Annotated in this window: 24 protein-coding genes; 16 read left to right on the top strand and 8 right to left on the bottom strand. The window is 45.2% G+C overall.

Annotated elements, in window-relative coordinates:
* Nucleotides 1-123: 123 nt before the first annotated feature.
* The 4 genes from BM613_RS15695 to BM613_RS11320 all read left to right on the top strand — a co-directional run bounded on the left by BM613_RS15695 (nt 124) and on the right by BM613_RS11320 (nt 3,965).
* Nucleotides 124-1,077 carry a methyl-accepting chemotaxis protein gene (locus tag BM613_RS15695; protein WP_109431297.1) on the top strand — a complete coding sequence of 318 codons (954 nt, stop codon included), beginning with the start codon at nt 124-126 and terminating at the stop codon, nt 1,075-1,077.
* A 20-nt stretch (nt 1,078-1,097) separates the two neighbouring features.
* A complete protein-coding gene (locus BM613_RS11310) occupies nt 1,098-1,457 on the top strand; it encodes a chemotaxis protein CheW (RefSeq protein WP_109431298.1) in 360 nt (119 codons plus the stop codon).
* Nucleotides 1,454-2,728: a methyl-accepting chemotaxis protein gene (locus tag BM613_RS11315; RefSeq protein ID WP_109431299.1), complete on the top strand. Its 1,275-nt coding sequence runs from the start codon at nt 1,454-1,456 to the stop codon at nt 2,726-2,728. Before BM613_RS11310 ends, BM613_RS11315 begins: the two co-directional genes overlap by 4 nt.
* A gap of 76 nt (nt 2,729-2,804) precedes the next feature.
* Nucleotides 2,805-3,965: a radical SAM protein gene (locus tag BM613_RS11320; protein ID WP_181363089.1), complete on the top strand. Its 1,161-nt coding sequence runs from the start codon at nt 2,805-2,807 to the stop codon at nt 3,963-3,965.
* 58 nt (nt 3,966-4,023) lie between these two features.
* Here BM613_RS11320 and BM613_RS11325 read toward each other — a convergent pair whose 3' ends face one another.
* From BM613_RS11325 to BM613_RS11360, 8 genes are all read right to left on the bottom strand, one after another.
* Entirely contained in the window at nt 4,024-6,324 is a 2,301-nt protein-coding gene (locus BM613_RS11325; RefSeq protein WP_245926369.1) for a transketolase C-terminal domain-containing protein, read from the bottom strand.
* A gap of 33 nt (nt 6,325-6,357) precedes the next feature.
* Nucleotides 6,358-7,359: a 2-oxoacid:acceptor oxidoreductase family protein gene (locus BM613_RS11330; protein ID WP_109431302.1), complete on the bottom strand. Its 1,002-nt coding sequence runs from the start codon at nt 7,357-7,359 to the stop codon at nt 6,358-6,360.
* Nucleotides 7,360-7,687: 328 nt separating this feature from the next.
* Complete coding sequence (locus BM613_RS11335; RefSeq protein ID WP_109431303.1) at nt 7,688-8,893, bottom strand: NAD(P)/FAD-dependent oxidoreductase; 1,206 nt, start codon at nt 8,891-8,893, stop codon at nt 7,688-7,690.
* A gap of 129 nt (nt 8,894-9,022) precedes the next feature.
* A complete protein-coding gene (gene hemG / locus BM613_RS11340) occupies nt 9,023-10,240 on the bottom strand; it encodes a protoporphyrinogen oxidase (protein WP_109431304.1) in 1,218 nt (405 codons plus the stop codon).
* Nucleotides 10,241-10,267: 27 nt separating this feature from the next.
* Nucleotides 10,268-10,921: a VIT1/CCC1 transporter family protein gene (locus BM613_RS11345; protein WP_181363090.1), complete on the bottom strand. Its 654-nt coding sequence runs from the start codon at nt 10,919-10,921 to the stop codon at nt 10,268-10,270.
* A 20-nt stretch (nt 10,922-10,941) separates the two neighbouring features.
* Complete coding sequence (locus tag BM613_RS11350) at nt 10,942-11,148, bottom strand: hypothetical protein (RefSeq protein WP_109431306.1); 207 nt, start codon at nt 11,146-11,148, stop codon at nt 10,942-10,944.
* 84 nt (nt 11,149-11,232) lie between these two features.
* Nucleotides 11,233-12,336, bottom strand: coding sequence for a cytochrome B6 (locus BM613_RS11355; RefSeq protein WP_109431307.1), 1,104 nt, complete (start codon nt 12,334-12,336; stop codon nt 11,233-11,235).
* A complete protein-coding gene (locus BM613_RS11360) occupies nt 12,336-12,953 on the bottom strand; it encodes a cytochrome b N-terminal domain-containing protein (protein WP_109431308.1) in 618 nt (205 codons plus the stop codon). The genes BM613_RS11355 and BM613_RS11360 overlap by 1 nt, the downstream gene beginning before the upstream one ends.
* A gap of 346 nt (nt 12,954-13,299) precedes the next feature.
* On the opposite strand from BM613_RS11360, the gene BM613_RS11365 reads away from it, so the two are divergent.
* From BM613_RS11365 to BM613_RS11415, 12 genes are all read left to right on the top strand, one after another.
* Nucleotides 13,300-13,731, top strand: a complete 432-nt coding sequence (locus tag BM613_RS11365; RefSeq protein WP_109431309.1) for a helix-turn-helix domain-containing protein — start codon at nt 13,300-13,302, stop codon at nt 13,729-13,731.
* An 86-nt stretch (nt 13,732-13,817) separates the two neighbouring features.
* The gene (locus BM613_RS11370) at nt 13,818-14,180 is read left to right on the top strand and encodes a group I truncated hemoglobin (protein ID WP_109431310.1); all 363 of its coding nucleotides are present in this window, start codon (nt 13,818-13,820) and stop codon (nt 14,178-14,180) included.
* 289 nt (nt 14,181-14,469) lie between these two features.
* On the top strand, nt 14,470-16,227 hold the full coding sequence (locus BM613_RS11375; protein ID WP_181363091.1) for a sigma 54-interacting transcriptional regulator: 1,758 nt from the start codon (nt 14,470-14,472) through the stop codon (nt 16,225-16,227).
* Between the two features lie 11 nt (nt 16,228-16,238).
* Entirely contained in the window at nt 16,239-16,337 is a 99-nt protein-coding gene (locus BM613_RS15820) for a helix-turn-helix domain-containing protein (RefSeq protein WP_109431312.1), read from the top strand.
* Between the two features lie 35 nt (nt 16,338-16,372).
* Nucleotides 16,373-17,563 carry an acyl-CoA dehydrogenase family protein gene (locus BM613_RS11385; RefSeq protein ID WP_109431313.1) on the top strand — a complete coding sequence of 397 codons (1,191 nt, stop codon included), beginning with the start codon at nt 16,373-16,375 and terminating at the stop codon, nt 17,561-17,563.
* Between the two features lie 476 nt (nt 17,564-18,039).
* Nucleotides 18,040-18,306 (top strand): aminotransferase class III-fold pyridoxal phosphate-dependent enzyme, encoded by a 267-nt coding sequence (locus BM613_RS15700; protein ID WP_281267856.1) that lies wholly within the window; start codon nt 18,040-18,042, stop codon nt 18,304-18,306.
* A gap of 121 nt (nt 18,307-18,427) precedes the next feature.
* Nucleotides 18,428-18,835, top strand: coding sequence for an EamA family transporter (locus BM613_RS11395; protein WP_109431314.1), 408 nt, complete (start codon nt 18,428-18,430; stop codon nt 18,833-18,835).
* A 169-nt stretch (nt 18,836-19,004) separates the two neighbouring features.
* Nucleotides 19,005-19,256 (top strand): EamA family transporter, encoded by a 252-nt coding sequence (locus BM613_RS11400; protein ID WP_109431315.1) that lies wholly within the window; start codon nt 19,005-19,007, stop codon nt 19,254-19,256.
* A gap of 142 nt (nt 19,257-19,398) precedes the next feature.
* Nucleotides 19,399-19,575 carry a hypothetical protein gene (locus BM613_RS15125; RefSeq protein ID WP_181363092.1) on the top strand — a complete coding sequence of 59 codons (177 nt, stop codon included), beginning with the start codon at nt 19,399-19,401 and terminating at the stop codon, nt 19,573-19,575.
* A gap of 91 nt (nt 19,576-19,666) precedes the next feature.
* Nucleotides 19,667-20,242, top strand: coding sequence for a hydrolase (locus BM613_RS11405; protein ID WP_109431316.1), 576 nt, complete (start codon nt 19,667-19,669; stop codon nt 20,240-20,242).
* A 123-nt stretch (nt 20,243-20,365) separates the two neighbouring features.
* Nucleotides 20,366-20,794 (top strand): MerR family transcriptional regulator, encoded by a 429-nt coding sequence (locus BM613_RS11410; protein ID WP_181363093.1) that lies wholly within the window; start codon nt 20,366-20,368, stop codon nt 20,792-20,794.
* A 29-nt stretch (nt 20,795-20,823) separates the two neighbouring features.
* A complete protein-coding gene (locus tag BM613_RS11415; RefSeq protein ID WP_181363094.1) occupies nt 20,824-22,293 on the top strand; it encodes an MFS transporter in 1,470 nt (489 codons plus the stop codon).
* Nucleotides 22,294-22,299 lie beyond the last annotated feature (6 nt).

The raw sequence follows: 22,299 nt of genomic DNA on the forward strand, positions 1-22,299 counted from the left end.
ACTTCGCTGGGGCGACGATCCTCGGGGATGGACAAGTGGCCCTCGTACTTGATCCTGGGGCTTTCTAATCGCACAAAATAACGGTTGTGACCTCTATAGTTTAGAAAAAGGGTGGATGTATTTATGGATATGGTGCGAGAAGTGGCAGAGTTGGTGAAAGTGATAGGGATCGAAGAGCAGGATTTTACGATTTTAGCCGCTCACCAAGAATTTTTCGAACGTCATGCTAGTGCAGTCAGCGATTATTTCTTTGAAAAAATGTCTCTATTACCCAATTTTTCTTTGCGCCTAAAAGGACGTATTGCAAATGAAGCGTTTAAGCAACAACAGGCGCAGTTTTTTATGGATATGGCAGGACCTAATTCTACGCAATCGCAGCAACTCGTGATTCAGATCGGGGAATTGTATCATCAGCTTGGGTTTACGCAGCAGTGGGCAATCTCTTCTCTACAAATTTTTGAAAACTATGTTTTAGAACACTTACAAGAGATTTCAGACCCGTTGTTTTATCCAGCCTTCGCTCGTCGCTTGCGCTTGCGAGAGTTACTACTTACAAGTACGTATTCAAATAAAATCCAAGAAATGGAGCGCGTAATTGCGGATAAAGTAGTCAATTCCACGGATGAGCTAAAAGGGATCTCTGATCAGTTGTCGACGACAACTGTTCGTATTGCTGAACGTTTGCAGGATATTTTAGCGGATTCCTTGCAGGTAAAAACAGATGCCGATGAGTCAGGAAAACTAGCCACTTATGTTCAAGAAATCGCAGATCAATCGAATCTGCTCGGGTTAAACGCAGCGATCGAAGCAGCACGTGCGGGCGAAGGGGGACGCGGTTTTTCTGTGGTTGCAGATGAGATGCGCAAGATGGCAGAGCAGAGTAAACAGTATGCAAAACAGATCCGGGAACAGTTAATTGGTGTCAACCATCGGATCGAGTCACTGAGCGCAGCGATTGAGGAGATCGCCGCAGTGACAGAAGAACACACGGCGAGCACGGAAGAATTTGCAGCCGCTTTTGTACAATTGAGAGAAGTGGCACATGAACTGGCACATGGTGATGGTTCAAGTAAATAATAGAAAAAGGGTGACTCTCGATGAAAGTGGTTATTTACCGCGTTGGGCAGAATCAATATGCGACACCAGTCGAAAGTATTCAATCAATCGAACGTATGCTTCCAATCCGTCCAGTCCCCGGAGCTGCTGCGCATGTTCTAGGCGTGGCAAATTTGCGAGGGAGTGTGATTGCCGTCAGCGATTTGCGTAAAGTGCTAAATGTCGAAGAACAAGCTTTTACGCCTGAGTCGCGTCTACTCATTTCAAATGGGAACGGATATGTCGTAGATGAGGCGCTTGATATAGCAGATTGTGCAGATGACGCTTGGGAACACGTGGGGGAACAAAAAGTATGGCAGCGCGGTGACCAGTTGATTGTCTGGGAGGATTTACAAGCATGAACAAGTTCCTTTCGACAGTCAGTGGGCGCATTCTTTCTATCACGATGGGCACTGCTACTGCTGTCACACTCTTTAGTATCATCGTAGGCTTTTTGGCGCATCAGGCAGGGAATGTGACCATCCAAGTGCTAGCTTTTGCTGTTGCGTTTATTATCATCTTGGGAAGTATATGGATTTATTGGTATTTGAATTATTTGTGTCGGCCACTCACTGACCTTCGTACAGATATTTTGCGTTTAGCTAAACGCGACTTCTCACAATCTGCTCGAAAGCAATCACAACACACGGATATTGCACAACTTGTGACAGACCTTTCGAACGCTCGTGGCAATGTTCGCGATACTCTCCACTCGGTGCATGAGGTGACAGGCAGTCTCGTGGAAGCTGCGCAAGCGTTGCGCGCAGCTTCTGTGACCACGGCTACGGCAGCAGAAAATAACTCTGTTTCTGTATCGACAATGGCAGAAACGACTTTGCGTCAAAAAGAGATGGCAGTTCAAGCCTCTGAAAACATGCAAGATGTACTTCGCTCTGTCGCGCAAATTACAGCAGAGACAGAAGCCATGCGCGAACTTTCTACACATATGGAGCAAAGGGCTAGACTGGGTGAAACACGCGTTCAGGATGCTCTTTCGCATATGACAGAAATCGCTTCAGTAGCTGAACAGACAGCTGTTCAAGTTGGAACGCTCGTACAAAGTACAGAGTCTGTTGCACGTAGTCTTTCTCTTATCGAAGAGATTGCTGGGCAGACAAATTTGCTTGCACTAAATGCAGCAATCGAAGCTGCGCGTGCTGGCGAACAAGGGCGTGGTTTTGCGGTAGTCGCTTCGGAAGTGCGCAAATTAGCGGAAGCTTCGCGTGCGGCGGCTACAGAAATTCGCGATGTGCTCCATACGATTTTGACCGAGGCAGGACAGACGGAGGCTCAGACAAAGACGATGAACGCCACGGTCAATGCGGGAGTACAGGCTGTTGAAGAGACGGGTCATGTATTTCTCGCGCTTACGCAAGATCTGCATGAAAGGGATCAAAGAGAGGCGCAAATTGTTGATGAGGTAAAGCAAATTGGGGGAAAGGCTGCTTTGACAGATGAGCAGGTACGTGCTGTCGTCGAGGCGAGTGCAAAGCAAACAGTTGCTGCAGAGGCTGTGGCGGCGGCGAGTGAAGAACAGCTTGCCTCTTTGCAAGAAGTATCTGCCAGTGTGGAATCGTTGACAAGTGTGGCAGAACAATTGTCAGCAAAAATCGCTTCGTTTACACTAGAATAAGTTGAATCGGCCACTTTTTAAGAGATTTTGATGCTTGGGTAGTTCACTTCACATTGACGATAGGATGGAGTGCCTTTTGTCACACAATGACGAATTCACCGTGCGTGTGCAACATGACAAATTACGAGTGCGGCAAGCGGACAAACAGTATCTGTTTGACCGCTCCGGCCGCTTTTTGTTGTATGCAACCGATGGTCAAGTCATACGCAGGGGGCTTGATCATCGCATGCTTAAAATCGATGTCCCGCGTTATGGCGGATTGCCTGCGCGTCGCTATACTGAGATGACGCGGGAGGCGAAAGCGCAGTTTCTCGAAACAGCGTATGTATTGGCAAAAACAGCCTTGCGTCAAGCGCAAGGAGCAGAGATTGAATACTTTCGAGCTATTTTTTCTACAATTTCCATCGAGCAATTGGAACAGGATGCGAAGGCGTTTTTACAGGTATATCTCCCCGTGAGCATTTTGCCGCCTGATCAGTATCATACGCTCGTTGTTCAGGTTACACATGGTTGTTCGTATAATCGTTGCTTATTTTGCGATTTTTATCGCGATCGTCCTTTTCACATAAAGTCACGGACAGAATTACAATCGCATCTAAAGCAATTACAGGAGTTTTTTGGCGAACGCATGCGAGATCGTACAGGTGTATTTTTGGGAGATGGCAATGCGCTGGTCATTCCAACAGAGCGTTTGGTTGAGATGATTCAGTTGATGAAAGAAAAATTAGGAAATCCTGTGACAGACACATTTAGTACGTTCATGGACACTTTTACTCTTGATCACAAGTCACAAGCCGAATTACAGAGGATACGTGAAATTGGGCTGGAAACGGTCTATATTGGATTTGAGACAGGGGCGGATCGCCTGCGTGCGTTTCTTGATAAACCTGGGACAGCTGATGAGGCTGTGCAAGCGGTGATCAAATTAAAAACGGCAGGGTTTCGCATAGGTCTCATTTTGCTGATCGGAGCTGGCGGGGACGAGTTTGTAAAAGAGCATCGGGAGCAGACAATCAAAGCGCTTGCGCGTATTCCCTTTACGGCAGGGGATGTTGTGTTTTTGTCGCCATTTTACATGCCTGAACACACGCCATATGAGCAAAAGATGGAACAAGCGAAGTTCCAGGCTCTCTCGGAAGTCGCTATGGAGCAGGAACTCCTTTTTTGGAAAGCGCAACTTTCTTTGTTGTACCCAGCGAAGATCACACTCTATTCGATTAAAGAGCATATTTACTAATTGTGTAAGCAACCCTCTGAAGCAGAACTTCAGAGGGTTTGAGTAAATTTGTCTCTGCTTATAGGTAAGGATTTTCATGTTTTGCTTTTAAGCGTTGCCAGCGGCGCTCTACTTCTTCTTCAAACTGATGCAAGAGTTCGTGGTTCTCTGGTTTTAGTAGATGTTTAGTTTTCCCCATTGTTGCTAGCCAATCACTTACAGGAATCCGTTTGTTCTTGTCCTCAGGATTATAAGTGATCGTCGTGATTCCATGTTCCACTTCATAGAGAGGGAAAAAGCAGCTATTAACAGCAGCACCAACAATTTCGTGTCCGGCATCGTCTGCTGCCTTCCAGTTAAGCGGGCAGGAGATGAGAATTTTACCATAGGCCATCCCTTCATGAGTTGCATACCACTGGGCTTTCGCAGCCTTTTTTATCAAATCCTGAGGATATGTTTCTACTCCAGTAAAAACATAGGGGATGTTCGTGGCTGCCATAATTTGCGGCGTGTCTTTGTGTTGAAAAGTTTTGCCGTGTTCATATTTTCCTACACCTGATGTCGAGGTCATATGACCAAGCGGTGTGGAATAGGACAATTGTGAACCCGTGTTCATATATCCTTCATTGTCATACTCAAGGATAATCATTTTATGGTCGCGCAGCGCCGTACCGATGGCAGATCCCATGCCGATATCCATTCCTCCATCGCCAGTTACCATGAGAAAAGTGACATCGTCATGAACTTTAATTTCACCTCTTCGTTTGCGCTCAAAAAACATTTCAACGATACCAGACAACGTGGCCGCACCATTTTGAAATAAGTTGTGAATGTAAGTTACGCGATGGGAAGAGAATGGATATCCAGTAGTGGTAACCATTGCACACCCTGTTTGGTATAATACGACTACATCCCCTTCTATTCCCTTAAGAAATGTATTAATACCAGGAAATATACCGCATCCAGGACATGCACCATGGCCCGGTGCCATGCGATTTGCTTTTGCGGTAAGTGCGCGTAGCGGTGGGGCTTTTACTTTTAATTGTCCACTTGCTGGATCTTTTGCAACTTCTATAAAGCCTGTCGTTTGATTTTTTGGCAATGATTGTGTGCGTTCTGCCGGGGCGAGATTGGGGTCACCTGGATTGACTCCGTAGTAGTCAAACTGGCGAACTGCTTTCCCTGCGAGTGCGTCTAAGCAAAGTTCAAAGAAATGGTCTGCATCGTCTGGATAAAAATCACGTCCGCCCAAACCATAAATGCGGGTGAGCACGGTTGCATTTGCATGAATTTCTTGTAGAGCTGATTTGATTTCATGTGTGATGTTTGCTCCGTGTCCGCCATATGCATCTGCACGTTCTCCGACGAGAACGATCTTCGCATTTTTGAGTGCTTCTTGAATCGCGCGTTTAGGGAATGGGCGTAGCAGAACAGGGGTGAGTACTCCGGCTTTGATCCCTTTTGCGCGCAAATGATCTACAGTATCTTTTGCAGTGTCGGCTGCAGAATTGAGTAGGACTACGACAACTTCTGCATCGTCCATAGAATATTTGTTTACCACATCGTAGTAACGTCCGCTCATTTGTGCAAATTCGGAAGCAATCGTTTGAAAGACGGCTTCGGCGCGATACATCGCTTCTGATTGCATGTAGCGGGTATTGATGAGGTCTGGATCATTCATATATGGGCCAATTGTGACGACATGTTCTAGATCTAACGCATCGATGGGAGGTTTTGGCATGTCACCGACAAATGCTTGTACGTCGGCGTTCTGCGTGAAATACTGTACCCGCCGTTTCTGATGTGATGTGAAAAACCCATCAGATGCAACAATTACAGGAAGCCTCACCTCTGCATGTTCAGCTAAGCGCAAGGCAATCAAGTTCAGATCATAGACAGCTTGTGGATCTTTTGCTAGTAAAATGGGCCAACCGATATTTAAACCATAATATAGATCAGAGTGATCGCCGCGAATGTCAAGGGGACCTGACACCGCACGAGTGACGAGATTTAACACCATTGGGAAACGCGTACCCGATTGAACGGGCATTTCTTCGAGCATATAGAGAAATCCTTGAGCCGATGTTGCGTTAAATACGCGTCCCCCCGCTGCTGCTGCCCCATAGCAGATGCCAGCTGAACCATGTTCTCCGTCTGCCGGGATCATCACGATGTGGTGCTCCCCGTTTGCTTTCATTTCATCAAGGTATTCTGCAATTTCTGTCGATGGAGTAATAGGAAAATAACCCATAACATGATAATCGATTTGAGCAGCAGCTTTGGCAGCCATTTCATTTCCTGAACGAAAATCGGTAGTTTGATCCACGCGTCGCTGTGCAGATCTATTTCGTGTTCGCACATCCTCTTCTTGCAGGGCCATGTTCATTCATCTCCTCGTAGTAGTGACTACAAATTAGGCGCCAATCGAGTGTTTCACTCGATTTTCATCCGCGTAACCATCTATTTCGCGCAATGCCTGGAGTGCATCTGTCGGGCAAGCGCTGATACAACGTAAACATCCTTTACAATACTGATAGTCAATTCCTTTTAAATATTGGAAAGCCCTACCACGCTCGTCTTGTCTCGATTCCCACACAAAGCACATGTCTGGACACACTTGATCGCATGCAGCACAATGAATACACGCGTCTTTCTCAAAAGCAGGTAGGAAACCAGAGCGTGAAGCACTGAGGTCACGACTGATCGAGTTGCCGGGATTGATGATTGCACCACCTAGTGGTTGTGTTTCGTAACCTAGTGTTGAGATCGGGTGTGCAAACGGCACGTGAATTTCCTTGTGTTGTGGCTCATAAGATACAGTGCGGCCTTCACGAAAGCCGCGGTCGAAAGTGCGTAGATTGGCTTCTGCTAAAGCGGGATACTTCTTTCCAAACGTTTCAGAGATGACTTTTTTGACTGCATTTTCGTCGAGAAAACTTATTGCGTGGCAGATTGCGCCAAGCATAGCAGTGTTGACACGTGTTTTTTCTTCTACTGAGATTTGCAGCGCGTCAATACATACGATCGTGCCAGACTTCATTTTGGTGATCTGGCGGATATCCTCTGGCGTTTTTGCGGTGTTGACGATCAAGGTACCATCTGGTTGTAGACCTGCGATACAGTTTTGCGTGCGCAAGAGAGATTCGTGAAAAACCGCCACGATATGAGGTTCTTCAATCGGCGAAGAAGATCGGATTTCTGTCTCTGGAGCTGCAAAGCGAATGAATGTTTTTACAGGGGTGCCTTTCTTCTCAGATCCATAAGAAGAAAAGTTAGATCCATTTAACCCCATTTGCAGTACGCCAGCTTCTGCAAGCATTTTCCCTGCCAAGTTTGCGCCGAGTCCGCCGATGGATTCCATACGGATCTCATAAAAGCCCGCTTCGTTCGTATGCGAGCGAAGATCACTCGTCATCTGTATTACCTCCTCATTCTGTCTGTTATCATTGTGACACGAGGAGGAAATTTGAGCATGTTCCTTGTGGGTAGTATTGACTAGTCAAAAGTAACTAGAAGTATATAGTAAGAATAAAACTTGAAATATTTTTAGATATGTGGTAGAGATGCATCTTTGCCAACGTATTCTGTGGAGACAATCCTATGATTTGTTGACCCTACTGCAGGCACTATATTCATACAGTATATCTACTGGTATATAACAGATGGTTTGTGTGAAAAATGCGCAGGGAACAAAAGGATCCCTGCGCATAAAATCCAATAGGGGGATGGGGTGCCCATAAATCCTAAGGAAGATTTGAGTACCCGTGTTTGGTTTTCCATAGGAAGTATTTCTCAAATAGACGTTTCCCTTCATCGTAGAGCGGATTGGGTAGAATCGCAGCAAATTCTCGCGGCTTCATCAGGTGATTGCTCACGATTATGACTTCTTTATGTCCGGCGTCCATTACACACAATCCTGGAATCTTAACAAATGGTCGGCTCTTGAGATCGATTTTATCGTTTACTAATTTGGCAATGTTTTCGCCCACTGTTTTTCCAGCCTCGTCGGCAGGGAATCCTGTTTTTGGGACGCCAATAGCGATGGGTGTAACAAATGGGGCAGGAACGTCAATTGCGATACCTGCGGCAAATATATTGCTGTATGTTTTGTGTTGGTACGTATCATGCACCGGTACATAGCCTTTTGCATTGCCGATGCCGGGTGAATTACGTATGACATCCTGTCCAAGAAAAGGTGGCATAATCATGGAAAATACGAACGGTAGGCGTCTGCCATCGGCAAGTATGATTTCATTTGGCGTCACTTCCACCAGTTCTGCATTTTCAATATAATGGATGTGTAAAGAATCCATAAACTTACGCAATAAGGAAGTTGCTCCTGCCATTCCGCCAATGCCAAAATGCCCGAGAAAAGGTTCTGGTGTTATCCACGTTAGCTCTACACGGTCGCGTACACCACGCTTGCGTAAGTTGTATTCAAAGTTAAACAAAAATTCATATGCTGCGCCTGTACACCCAGCTGCTGGCGCAGCTCCGATTACTACAGGGCCGGGATTTTCAACAAGGCGATCAAAATGCTCGCGAATGGCTAGTGCGTCATTTGGCGTGCATACGCATTGTGTATAGCCTGTTTTAGGGCCTAGACCGGGCAAGGAATAATCAAGAGCAGGACCTGTCGCGATGACGAGATAATCATAGAGAAAGTCGCCTGCTGTCGTTTCTACACGATTGTTTACTGCGTCAATTTTGGTTGCGGTTGCATGAACAAATTCAATTCCGTGAGATTCTAAAATGGGACGTAGCGGTAAGCTGATGTCTTCAATCTCCCGCTCGCGAAAAGGCACCCAGATTAAAGATGGTACAAATAAGAAATTCTCTCTGTTTGAAACGACGATCACACGATGACGATCGTCATGCAGTCTGCGCTTAATTTCAAGAGCGCTCGTCAGTCCAGCGAAGTTTCCGCCTATTACAAGAATGGTGGCCATACTCTTATCCCCTTTCACATCTACACCACGATTGTAAGATGTGAAAGGGGATAGGTAGAGTTTGGAATAGACTATTTGCCGTGGTCTATGCAGATCATTTTGTACAGTCCATTTGTAGGGGGGTATGGATTAAGAAGCGTGATTTACGAGAGTAGTTTGTTGGATAAAATCAATCAACTGCTGCGCGACAGCCTCGCCTTGCACGATGCATTCAGGGATTTCTATTCCCTCATAGCCAGCACCAGCAAGAAGGATTCCTGGAAAGCGTTCGGTTAGTAACTGGCGAATCGCGACCACGCGTTCGTGATGATCGGCTGTGTATTGGGGGATGGCATTGGGCCAACGCTTGATCAATACTCGACCGGGTGTTGCGTTGATTTGCATCAGGGTTCGCAAGTCTTCACGCACTCGATGAGTCATCTCAAAATCAGAACAGAGAGCCATCTCCTCCTGTCCGACTCCACCAAGAAAGCAGCGCAGGGCGATGGCACCGTCTTTTGTGCTGTGTGGCCATTTTGAGGACTGGAATGTGCATGCGGTGATGGCGTGAGGTTCCGTCTTTGGCACGATGAATCCGGCTCCTTTCAGGTTTGTGGTGTCAACCTGATCAGGTAAAAAGAGCAAGGTTACCGTAGCGACAGAGCTGTATAAAATGCAATTGAGTGCATGTTTGACTTCCTCGTCGGGCAGTAACTGTGCCGCAACGAATGGAGGGACTGTAAGGATCACGCCATCAGCTTCAAGAGTCGTACCGTTGGTAAGGTGAATGGTATAGGCTGAGGAGTTAGAATCAACAGAGGGATTCTCTGCGTTTTTGTTGATGCGAACGACGCGTACACCTAGGCGAATGTGTTCTTCACCAATTGCGAGCGCGAGCGCATCGATGAGTGTTTGCAACCCTTGGCGAAAGGTTAAAAATGTGCTTTTGGGCAGTGCAAAAAACGATTTTGCAGCTTCTTTTGCCTCAGGTAAAGGAGCTGAGATGAGCGTTTGTTCGAGAAAAGGGATGCCCATTAATGTTCCGGGAGGTAAAGGGAATAAGTGGTTATCTTGTGCGAGATAGGTTTGATTAGCCTCTGGTCCCATTCCGACAATGCGTTCAGAGAGTCCAAGCTTGTCACATAAACGAAGGATTGCCGCTCGATCAGCTAAGAAGGACTCAGGCCCACGTTCAACAATATTCCCATTGACCTTTGTGGATTTGATTTTACCACCGAGTCGTGGTTCGCGCTCTAGGATCGTCACTTCCAGGTTTTTTCGGTCGCTTGTCGACAGTAGGGTATAGGCAGCTGTAAGTCCAGTGATTCCACCGCCTATGACAAAAACGCGCTTTGTCCGATCTGTCATTACGTGCGCACTCCTTTACTTCGCCGTCTAGACCATCAGTGAACTGAGCGAGCCAAGCCCGTAGGAAACAATTCCAACGAGAATTCCGACAGCCATCATTTCAAAGCCACTCTGCCACCAAGGACGCATCGTGACGAGTGATTTGACTGCACCGACCACATAGTGAGCTGTGATGCTTACGACCGCAGCTGCAATAAACGCCGCTTGATGGGAGAGAAAAAACAACGGCACAAGCGGAATGAGTGCTCCGACAAGAGTAGAGAGGCCAGCAAACAGCATGGCATGCCATGGATTTTTCTTATGGTGGTCATGCACTTCTAAGTGCTCATTGAGCATCATTTGTTGGAAACGCTCGGGATTGCTTGCTAGGCGATCGACAATCCAGCGTGCCTCATCTTGCGAAAATCCATTTTCTATATACTCTTTGTGTAAAGTCCACTTATAATCCTCGAGATTTTGTGTAATTTGCTGGCGTTGATGAAGTAATTCACATTCCTTGACTTCGTTTTCGGAGCGAGCAGCAAGCCAGGCTCCGGCGCCCATAGAGAGTGTACTTGCTATTGCGCCAAACAAGCCAGAGACTAGAATCATGCGATGATTATCTGTGAACCCAGATACGCCAGCAATCATTCCAAAGATCGCAGCTAATCCATCATTGACTCCGTAAATTGCATCCCCCAACCAAAATCTTGCATTCATAGTCAATGGATACGTTGACGACGATAGGCTTGACGGGCTGATGCCCAAATATTACCCGTAACCCAAATTCCAAGCAGTAGAATTGGAATTCCATAGAGTAGATCTAGTTTTGCAGAGGTTGTAATTCCTTGATACACAACAGCAGTTCCATAGATACCGGCACTAAGTGCGAGCAACCAGATTACCCACAATTTCAATCCTTTGCCCATTGTTGTCATCTCCTCTTTGCTGTGATGTACACATTCTGTGTACATCACAGCGCTTGATTGTTTGTTACTTGCAGTGTTTTTTGACTATCCTGCCGTGCGAACGCCTCCTGCTGGTTTCGTGCTCGTTTGATCATAACAGGCTGGGATTGCGTTGGCGGTAGTCGTCACAGCGTGACCGCGAAACTCTTTTTTGCAGGATTCGGAAAGTGGGCAAGAAGCACAGGCATTTGTTTGTTCTAATCGTTTATACCAATCTCTCCAAATTGCTCGATGTACAGGAAGTGCACGTGGCAACTTGTTGAGCCCAGGGATAAAGGGCACGAGAATCAGTAATAGGAACAAGAAGGCCACCGTGTACGCGACGATTTCATCACCCGATGATGAAGTGGATCCTGGGGGTACTTGGTAGAGGAATGTGTATGGCGTCAACCACCATGGGCCAGGATACGCTTGTTCATCATGGTTAATTCCCCATTGTTCACCCTTCATATCGATCGTTTTGGCATATTGGTGAAGGGCAGCACCTTGTAAGAATAAGAGATCATTTTGGATATTCCAGCGATAGACACCGTTATTCGTTTCACGATCGAGTGCCCCTGAAAGAAGTCCGGAACGTGCTAGTGCGAGTTCGTCGTTCATCATCAGTTGCACGGGTCCGTAATTCCCTGGAGGTACGACGACTTGCCCATTTTGCACGGTGGCTTTGTTCAGAGCGTTTGAAAAGTTGTTATCCCACGCTTGTTGTTGTGTATACGAAGCGAGGTTGTAAGTTTGAAGAGCCGTTTGTAACGCTGAGTCATTGGAAGCTGTCGCGAGCATTGACAGCGGCGTAAGTACATCGTCTGTGGCAGTGTTTAAATGGTAAGGAGTACCCCACCACGTCTGTGGAGAAAATGGTCCGATCGATTGGATGTTTTGAGCAACGCCGTGCCATCCATTGTTATAAGGAGGGCCATAAGAAGCCATCTCCCCTTGTCCGTCGAGATCGCCCAAAGCAGTTTGCATGATCAAAATGGGCTTTTGATTTGCAATGTCTTGGTTGGTGATGGCGGGACGATAAGGGGCGCCAAAGATTGCCGCGACACCAACGACAAGTACACCGACAAGTCCTAGACTGACCACGCCTTCTTTGATCATATCGAAGTCTTTTTGAGGAAAGCGCAAGGTATTTCGTTCAAAGTATTTCATCACTTCACACCTTCTTTTTGCTGGACGTGCGCTGCTTGGTAAGGAGGTACGACCCCTTTTGCTCTTACAGCAATCAAGTGCCAAGCCACAAGAACGATCAAGACCAAGGGTAAAACGGCGATGTGCAGTCCATAAACTTGCCCATTGTTCAGTATGTTTAGAAATCCATCAAGACCAGCACCATTAAAAGCGTCTTTGCTCTGTACTTGATTCCATTGTGAGAAAAAGTCGCCACGCGATAAGTATCCTGTAAAAGCGGTTAAAACAGACACGCCAAATGATAGGGCGCCAATCACCCAGGTGAGTGCGCGTCCTTCGCGCCATGACCCCATGAAAAATTGACCGACAAGATGCATGGTCATAAAGAAGAAGAAGGCCTGAACACTCCAAAAGTGCACTGATCGCAGAAAGTCGCCGGCAGATGAATACTGATACCAAGTAGGTCCGTATGCTGCCATGATGACGCCGGAAAGTATGGTAAAAACAAGACTACTTAGTGTGAATACCCCAAAACTGTATACTAAGGAAGACACGTAAATAGGTTGTTCCGAAGGCAACAAGTTATCCCAAGTCAGTTTCTCGGTGACTGTCGTGCGCATGCTTTTTGTCCAGTTCATTTTTTCTCACCCTTATCATGATGCGGATATTTTGCTGCAACAAAAAGGATGAAGACGATAAGCCATAAGTAGCCGACGTAATAATTGGGCCACGCATTCGAATAATCTACCATCGTGTATCGCTCCTTTCAATTTCGATGGCTTCATGTTAATTTACATTCACTTTTAACGGCAGGGTCAAAACGACTAAAATGTCTAGTCAAAGAGGAGGGTAAAAAAAACAAAAGAAGACTAGTCATTTTGGACCATTTGATTAGTCTTTCTTTAGGTCGCGTAGATAAGTTCAGTTCGCTACGATAAAGGCGGGAAGTTGTGAGATGAGAGATGAAAAGGAAGGTCGAGAGCGATGGCGGCGATTCGTGTGGCGATTATTGCAAAACATCCGCTCGTGCGGCGTGGGATGCGGGATCTGATCAACGATCAGCCAAACATGCGCACAGTGAGCGTTGGAGAGACAGTCGAGGATGCGATTTTAATCGCCGAATTAGAATACCCGGACGTCGTCATTATCGATGGCGGTACACTCCGTGGAAAAGTAGCAGCCGCATACGTCAAATATGTCAAATCACGCTTGCCAGGTATCCGCGTATATTTTTTAGGTACGCAATCGGATAAGTCCTGTCTTGCCGCGCTTGAAAGTGCACAGATTGATGGGTACAGTGATTTTTTGGCACCTTTTTCAGACTTGTTGCAACTTATTCGTGCGCGTGTAGACGCATCGTCGCCTTTAGAAAATTTTTCTGATCGGCCCATGGATTTACTTCATGATGTCGTTTAATTTTTGCAGTGATATAAATCACAACATTTGTCCTTGTGATCGAACATAATTGGCACGAAATGTTCGACAACACAAGGGGGATCTAAATGGGAAAAATGTCGTTATATGACCGACTGGGTGGGCAAGAAGGAATCATAAAAGTAGTCGATCAATTTTATGATTATGTTTTGGCGGATGGACGTGTCAACCACTTTTTTCGCAAGACTGACATGAAACGTCAACGCTTACATCAAAGTTTGTTTATTAGTTTTGCTACGGGTGGGCCCAATCACTATACAGGGCAATCTATGCGCAAAGCACATGAAGGAATGAATTTGACAGATGAGCATTTTGATACCATTGTGGAGTTACTTGCACGAGCACTCCGCGATTTTCATGTAGCAGAGACAGAGATTGTTGAAGTGGCAAACACCATTGAACCTCTTCGTAAAGATATTGTAGGAGCATAAGGTAAGTAGAGAAAACAATGTGCAGGTGCATGCTTTTGTGCACCTGCCTTTTTGATGTGTCGGCATGAGGGAATCGCCAGCGTGCAAGTTCCAAACGGAAGTTGGCGGCATACCTCCCGTTAGCCAAGAGCTAAGTTCCAGTTTCCTGAAGTACAAAACTACGTTATAATGAATTCGATTATTTTGTAAAGTTATTCGATTCTGCATATACTATCAGAGGATGGGTAGCGGATGGGTATATTTGAATTGTTGCGGAATCCTCTTGTCATACGCAGATCAAAATGACCTCTTGAAGTGTAATGAAGTAATTCGCAAGGAACATCATCGCTTTGTATTTCTAGAAATTGATCATACTTTCTATTTTGTTAAAAGTTTTATTTTACTTGGAAAGCTGCATGATGCACGATTAGAAACGCTGCAAATTAGAGATTTGAGCAATGAGAAACCTATGGAAGCGGTTCCTATTGAAGAACTTTCAGACCGGGCAATGGATATTTTATCTGAGGAAGTGACATTAGTTCGCATAGGAAATGAATTAAGATATATCACTCGCGAAGATTTCCTTCTCTCCCTTATGTCAGATGCAGATCAAAGTAAAATGGGTTGGTTGCACAGTTTGTTCTCCTCCATTCCGAAAGGACTCATGGTCGTAAACCTAGAATATACAGTTGTAAATAGTAATGCGGAATCGATTCGGATGCTCTGTACAACCCCGCAACAGATGATTGGTCGACGCCTTGATGAACTACTTGGCTCTTCCCCCTTCCAACAAGTCCAACTCACTCAAATTCCTCTACTTAATCAATTGATTACCTTGCCAAACAATCAAGGAGCTGTTCTCGTCGATTTTGTTCCATTGATTGAAGGAGGCGTGATGACAGGGTTTGCACTTGTGCTTCAAGATCTCCCTACTGTGAATTCGATGGCGATGGAACTCGATTCGGTCAAGAACTTAAATGCGGATTTGGAGACGATTCTGTCGACGATTTATGATGAGATTATCGTTGTTGATCGAGAGGGGAGATTGCTTCGGGCAAGTGCTCACTATATTGAAACGCATTGGGAGAGAGCCCCTAAGGAATGGATTGGAGAACAGATTTTTCAAGTAAAATCAGCACGTGATTTAGTATGCCAAGTGATTCGTAAAGTACAGAAGACGGGGATAAAGGTATCCCTGATGCAAAAGGAAGGGGAAGCACCTTTACTCTCAGTTGGAAACCCTATCTTTACAAAAGATGGAAAACCGGATCGGATAGTCGTCGCTTCACGTGACTTGACGGAGATGGCGCGCTTGCAGCGTGAATTGGAGTTTACTCGCAAACAGAGTGAGAATTATCGCAAAAAGTATGAAGAACTGCAGGATCGTCTGCCGAGTGCACGGGGAGGCGGGATGGTTTTTGCTAGTCCTAGTATGTTTGAAGTCATGAAGGAAGTGGAAAGAATTTCCCAATTTTCAGCAACAGTCTTGCTCACTGGAGAATCAGGAGTTGGGAAAGAGGTTGTGGCGAACGCCATTCACAGTTTGAGTGCAAGACGTGATCATCCGTTAATCAAGATTAATTGTGCATCAATCCCTGAATCTTTACTTGAGAGTGAGTTGTTTGGCTACGTGAAAGGAGCTTTTTCGGGAGCAAGATCAGAAGGAAAATCAGGATTATTTATCAAGGCAGATAAAGGAACGCTATTTTTAGATGAGATTTCTGAACTTCCTTTGAATATTCAAAGCAAACTATTGCGGGCGATTCAAGAACGCGAAGTCTATCCTGTTGGGGCAACGACACCGGTAAAATTTGATGTTCAAATCATTTGCGCTGCGAACCGATCGTTAGAAGAACTTGTGGAAAAAGGGGAATTTCGAGCGGATTTATTTTATCGAATTAATGTTTTTCCGATCCACATCCCACCACTGCGTGAGCGTAAAGAGGATATTGCTGTTTTGGCGCATCACTTGTTACACGAATTTAACCAAATGTACAATCGCAATCTCAGATTTTCTCGCGCATCCATTGAATTGCTTGAAGCCTATGAATTTAAGAGGAAGAACTGATTTCGCGAGCTATGGCGACATACGGTTCGACCGTTAAGGCTGCAGAAGTGTTAGGAATCAGTCAATCTTCGGTGAGCCGGAAATATCAAAAATATCTCATGACAAAGTAGGGATTCATTGAATCGAAGAGAGGAGTTACTTACGAATGTTAGATTTTTCGTTGAGTCAAGAGCAACTAGAATTGCAAGCGATGGTACGCAAATTTACGAAGACAGAGATTCTTCCATTTATCCGTCAATGGGATGAAGAACATCATTTTGAGCGAAGTATTATTGACAAATTGGCGGCTCTTGGCCTTATGGGAGTGTGCATTCCTGAGCAATATGGTGGAGCGGGTATGGATTATAATGCACTTGCGATTGTTTGTGAAGAATTAGAATACGGGGATACTTCTTATCGTACGGCAGTTTCTGTTCATACCGGATTACATAGTCTTACAATTTTGCAATGGGGCACGGAAGAACAAAAGAAAAAGTTCCTTATTCCTCTTGCGCAGGGGAAAAAACTTGGTTCATTTGCTTTAACAGAACCGGAAGCGGGTTCTGATGTAGGTGCTTTGCGTACACGTGCCGTAAAAGATGGAGATTTCTACATCTTAAATGGCTCAAAAATGTGGATTTCAATGTGCAACTATGCAGACTATTTTCTTGTATTTGCAACGGTTGATCCAGAGAAAAAGCACAAAGGAATTACCGCATTTCTTGTGGATCGCACATTCCCTGGAGTGGAGACGAGACCGATTAGAGGAAAACTTGGGATTCATGCAGGGGACACGGGGGAAGTCATTTTAACTGACGTGCGTGTGCCTGTGTTTAATCGGTTGGGTGCAGAGGGAGAGGGTTTTAAAATTGCGATGGCTGCGTTAGATAATGGTCGATTTACGGTTGCCGCTGGCGCTGTGGGGCTTACACGGGCAGCCTTAGATGCATCGGTTGCGTATGCGAAAAGTCGTAAGACATTTGGTGTGTCGATTGCAAATCATCAGTTAGTCCAACAGATGATAGCTAAAATGGAAGCTGCATATCAGACTTCGCAATTACTCGTGTATCGATCTGGATGGTTGAAAAATAAAGGGTTGCGAAATACAAGAGAGACTTCACTGGCTAAGTGGATCGCGGCAGACGCGGCTTTTCAAAGCGCTGCAGATGCGATTCAAATTCACGGAGCTTATGGTTATTCTAATGAATATCCGGTAGAGCGCATGATGCGAAACGCGAAAGCGCTTGTCATCTATGAGGGAACGAGAGAAATTCATACACTTATGCAGGCAGAATACGTACTAGGTCTCAGACAGGATAAACCATTAAACCGGATGTTACCAGCTTGGGAAGGATGAGCGATGTATTGAGAGTAGTTGTTCTTGCATAATATATGCTTTATTACATAAGCAATTAAGCATACTCGGGGGTTCCGTTCCAGCTGGTTTAACGACACTTTCCATTTTCGCTCCTGCTCTTAGCAGTAATCTTTTCGCTACAACGATTGTAGGGGGGGATGTGGTTCCTTTTTATTAGTTTCGTCATTATGTTAGGGATACGCTTTACTGCGAATTCCTGATTTTATAGAAAAAGATCATCTGACGAGAGATGAACAAGAACGCATTGTGAAAGATTCAGTCGAATATTTTACAGAGTACGTAACAAAAGCAATTTTATTGAATCGGAAATCTTATTCTGAAGATTTCTCTGTTGTGGAATGGGAAGATGGAGGGGTATTTTTTCGTGATACGTTGGGTCGAGAATATATTGACTGTCTAGGTGGATATGGAGTGTATTTGCTTGGTCATCGTCACCCGAAAGTCAAGAATTCATTGTGGATGAGATCCAGACTGGAGTGGGGCGTACTGGAAAGTTATTTGCTGTGGATCACGTCGGGGTTACTCCGGATATTATGACGCTTGGCAAAGCGTTTGGCGGAGGTGTAGCACCCATTGCCACGATTGCTGCAATTCATACGACACTGGAGGAAGAGGTACCGCAAATTGTCGCAGCGAAGGGAGAGTGCTTTATAAAACATTTACTGGCAATCCAGTCTCGCCACTCTGATGTGCTTACCATGGTGCGAGGGCGGGGACGCTGAATAACTCGACTGTGATTCGGATTGAACCTCCGTATTTGATTAGTTATGAACAAATGGACCAAGTAGTAGATGCGTTAGAAAATGCGCTAAGAAAAGTAAAGCGCTAAAAGGATGCGATACATTGCTACTTGAACCGCAAAAAGAGACAATTCGTCTCTCTGCGCGAGGACGATTGTATAAATTTCTGGTTGATGCAATGCTTATCTTGATTGGCGTGAGTTGGGGCTATACGTTTCTAATCACGAAATATGTGATTATCGTATTGCCTGTCTTTTTATTTCTAGGTATGCGCTTTTTGCTCGCAGGGATGATCTTGGGCATTCCATTATGGATCAAGATGAGACGTTTATTTACAATCAATGATCTCAAGCAAGGATTTTTTGCTGGTATTTTACTTGCGTTTGCATATTCTCTTCAGACTTTCGGAATTTTGCATACGAATCCTGGGACAGCGGGGATGATTACAGAACTTACGACGGTGTTAATCCCTCTTTTGTATTTTCTACTCACGCGTCATCCGATTGGCTAGTACTTTTGTGCGATGTTGCTTATGCGAGTCATGTGTTGTTGGTAGATCGAAAGGTGAAACAAGTTCATGTTTTGTGGTTTGTTGTCATTCAATTGTTGACTACAGGGGTACTTTGTCTTGGGGCTGGTTTCGTTACAGAGTCGTTTCCCCACTCTCTGAGCCCTTTTTTATGGTTTGTGGCTATGTATTTGAGTTGATTTTCGGGACAATTCTTGCGTATCTAGTGCAAATTTTTGCTCAAAAATGGAGTAATCCAACACATGTAATGATTATTTTATCTGTCGAAGGACCTTCTGCATTTCTCTTTGCATGGCTATTTTGGGGAGGGTCGATGCAAGTTTTTAAAGTGTCTGGTGCCCTTTTCATTATCATTGCAGTGATGATTACAGAATGGTTTGGAGCATCCGAAAGAGTGGATTGAGTGAAGATCACGAAAAAGATATAGTCATGTCATATTATATAACATGACTATATCTTTTTTTTAAAAAACTCATGAAAATAGGCTTGAATTTTGAGTTAATGTGTTATATATAATAACATAACATGTGACTGGGGGAGATCGTGTGCAAACAGAGGAGGTCTTTGAACGATATGTCATATCTCGTCAGGCGTGTGAGGAGCGGACCGCATTGCTTGATCGGATTAAAGAACGAGTGGATCGAGCGGAGATTAAGATTATCGATGTACAACGTAGACACGATCATTTAATTGTCGTATGTCGCAAACGCACTTGGCGCTAATGAGGATTTACCGTGCGTGTTTTGTGAGTCCATGGTATCCTAGAAAAGATTACTTGTTTTTTAAATTCGATGGATTCCTGGAGGTCGTACGGTGGATTTAGAACTTCAAAGCAAGAAGACGGCATTGGTTATAATTGATCTGCAAAAAGGAATTGTCCAATTTCCAGGTGCCCCAAACGCAACCACTGAAGTGGTAGCCAATGCGGCAAAGCTGAGTCAGGCTTTTCGCAAACAAGGTGGATTTGTTGTTCTTGTGACGGTTGGTTCGCGCGATGGGGGAGATCTATTACATCCAATTGTAGATCAGCCGATGACTACTTCGGTGCAGCGATCTGCAGATTTTGCTGATTTGGTTCCGGAGTTGCATGTTCAACCTACAGATCATCTCGTGATAAAACACCAGTGGGGCGCTTTCTTTGGGACTGACCTTGATTTGCAGTTGCGCAGGCGCGGTATTGATACCCTCGTTTTGTGTGGAATTGCGACGAATATCGGAGTAGAGACGACAGCGCGGGAAGCATATCAGCATAACTATCAACAAATTTTTGTGTCAGATGCCATGACAGGGTTGACGGCCGCTGAACATGAGCACACCTTACAATATATTTTTCCGCGCATTGGAAGAATTCGTACAACAGAGCAAGTCTTAACTGCATTGGGCCTATAGTATTGGCGATTGCGAACATACAAACCATCGAGAAATTAGCAAATCGAGGGTGTTTGTATGTTTTTTGTTTTTAAAATCAATACGTTGACGTAAGGATTAGATATTGCTAAGATGTTTCGTGAGGTGAGAACGACGGACGAGAAAGAGTTATTTTCAGTAGAAGATGTAGCGAAAAAACTGGGCATTACAGCGAGAACATTACATTATTACGAAGAAGTGGGGCTTATTGTTCCAAGTTCCCGCACGGCAGGAGGTCATCGTTTATACGCACAGGATGTAGTAGAGAAATTGGCTTATATTTTGCGAATTAAAGACAGTTTGGGGTATTCGTTACAAGAGATTCGAAACGTACTAGCTGCACAAGAGACGCTTGATCGTTTGCGCGAGAGTTATCAGAGTGGCTCAGAAACAGAACGCCAACAGATTATCGATGAATCCATCGAATTGATGACGACGATTCTTCAGCATATTGATGAGAAATTAGAGAAGCTAAGTGAAATGAAAACAGGATTGTTAGAACGTCTAGATCGTGTGAAAAAATTGCGGCCTTAACGGTGTATGGGGAGTGTGGAGGTGTTTTTGTGCAGGAGGAAAGGAAGAAATGGTGGGTTTTATCCGTTACAAGTCTTGGCGCATTGCTGAGCGCTTTAAATTTCAGCACGTTGATTATTGCTCTGCCAGATTTGATTCGTTCTCTTCACGCCTCTCTGTTGCAGGCAATGTGGATTATGCTTTCTTATATGGTTGCACAAACAGTGATGGTGCTGATGGCGGGAAGTTTAGCGGATTTACTTGGTCGTAGGAAATTATATATTTCGGGGATGGCACTTTTTACACTGGTATCCTTTGTAGCAGGTTATGCACCTACTGCATCTTGGCTGATTGGATTGAGGATTTTGCAGGGGATTTCAGGTGCGATGGTCATGGCCAACAGTACAGCGATTGTTGCGGATGTTTTCCCAAAAGCAGAACTGGGTCGGGCGTTAGGGATCAATGTCATGGTTGTTGCAGTTGGTCAAATTATTGGTCCTGTACTGGGCGGATGGTTAACGACTGTATTTGGTTGGCCGTGGACTTTTTGGTTTAACGTTCCTTTTGGCATCGTCGCCGTTTTATGGGCGCTCTATGTGATGGGTCTGCGTGAAATAACCGAGCGCAAAGGTCGGAAAATTGACGGATGGGGTATTTTTACTTATGTATTTGCAGCGCTTGGTCTGTTGATCGCCTTGACCTGGGGGGCTATTCAGAGTTGGGACTCGGTTGTGGTCTTAATTGGGGCGATTGCTTTTGTGGTCTTTTTGCCGCTTTGGCTGTATGTGGAGAGTCGTCATCCGCAGCCGCTTTTACATTTACCATTGTTTCGCAAGCGCGCGTTTAGTATTGGGATTATCGCGGCTACGTTAAATGCAATTGCTCGCATGGCGGTGATGTTCATGCTGATTTTCTATTTTCAAGGAGCCGAAGGGTTCAATGCGTTGCAGGCGGGAATTCTTTCAATTCCGCTAGCGGCAGGGATGCTCGTAGTTTCACCGTTTTCAGGATGGTTGAGTGATCGTTTCGGAGTGACGCTGCCTACCACAGGGGGGCTATTGGTGACGTTCATTGGACTTATAGGTCTTGCGCTCGGACTGACTTTGACTACCCCTTACTGGCAATTGGCGCTTTGGATGGCCATCATTGGAGTTGGCTCAGGATTCTTCAATTCGCCTAATTCAAGCAGTATCATGAACTCTGCGGGAGCAAAGTTTCGCGGTGAAGCATCAGGCATTCGCTCTCTTACTACGAACTCAGGAATGATGTTGAGTATTGCATTTACGATTCCACTTGTTACAGCGAGTATCCCAAGGCAAGCAATGCTTGCTATTTTTTCTGGTACGGAAGTGGGATTAAAGGGTGCCGCAAGTTCGCTTCAAGGATTTATTTTGGGACTACAAATCGCGTTTTGGGCCATGGCTATTCTGATGTTGTTTGCGACGGTGATGTCTGCATTGCGTGGCAAAGAGGGAAATGCGCAATCATTTACGACAGCTCCAGACGGTTCTTCGCAGTAAAGGATA

The organism is Sulfoacidibacillus thermotolerans, assembly GCF_003144315.1.
Lineage (GTDB): Bacteria > Bacillota > Bacilli > Alicyclobacillales > SLC66 > Sulfoacidibacillus > Sulfoacidibacillus thermotolerans.